We start from the raw sequence: 840 nt of genomic DNA, 5'->3' as shown, positions 1-840 counted from the left end.
CAACGACGCGGTGGCCGACCTCAACGGCTTCAACACCGCCGCGCTCGACGCCGCGATGCTCCTGCTCGAGGATTGCGCCCGCAACGTGCTGGCCGCGCAGAAGGCGGCCGAGGCCAACGCCCTCATCAAGGACAAGCTCAAGACCCTGCACGTCGCCATCGACCACGGCACGGCGGCCTTCCACCCCCTGGCCGCCACGCTGACACAGCACCTGTCCGAGATCACCGACATCGAGGCCACCTGGCCCAGCCTGCCGCTGCCCGAGGCCATCGCCCGCGTGACCGCCTTCGAGACCCGGGTCAAGGCCGACCTCGCCACCGATGCCGCGATCCTGCGGCGCCGCGAATCCGCCCGCCGGGCGCTCGCCGCCGCGCGCGCGGTCCAGGCCGAGTTCGACAAGAAATACGCGGCCTTCATCCTGGCCCGCACCGGCAAGAAGACCAAGGGCTATGCCGGCCAGCCCGTGGCCGACCTCGACCAGGCCGCCCAGTGGATCGAGACGCGCACCGTCCTGTCCTTCTACGACACGATCGACACCATGATCGCCCGCGCCCAGGCCCAGCTGCGCGAAATGACCGTGAACCTCGACAAGAACGGCCAGCTTCCCGCCTCCGAGATCGACCGCAAGATCAAGGACCTCGAGGATCGCAAGGCCGTCGTCGACATGCAGATCGAGGCCGTGGGCATGGGGGGGGCCGGCACCACCCTGCCCGCCCAGCGCGCCACGATCGACAAGGACATCGCCGGGCTCAAACTGGGGCAGGAACTCGTCGATCAGGCGCAGAAACAGACCGAGGACGCCGAAAAGGACCAGAAGGCGCGCGACCAGCTCAAGGCCGA

General features: G+C 69.0%; 1 protein-coding gene. It reads left to right on the top strand.

What is annotated here, in order from left to right; all coding sequences use genetic code 11:
* Window positions 1–840: hypothetical protein (locus tag ACLD7X_RS17290; RefSeq protein WP_425625438.1), on the top strand; the 840-nt coding region annotated here is incomplete at both ends.

The sequence above is a fragment of the Aphanothece microscopica RSMan92 genome (assembly GCF_046613545.2).
In the GTDB taxonomy this organism is placed as follows: Bacteria; Cyanobacteriota; Cyanobacteriia; order PCC-6307; family Cyanobiaceae; genus NIES-981.
This window is presented reverse-complemented; position numbering and strand designations above follow the sequence as displayed.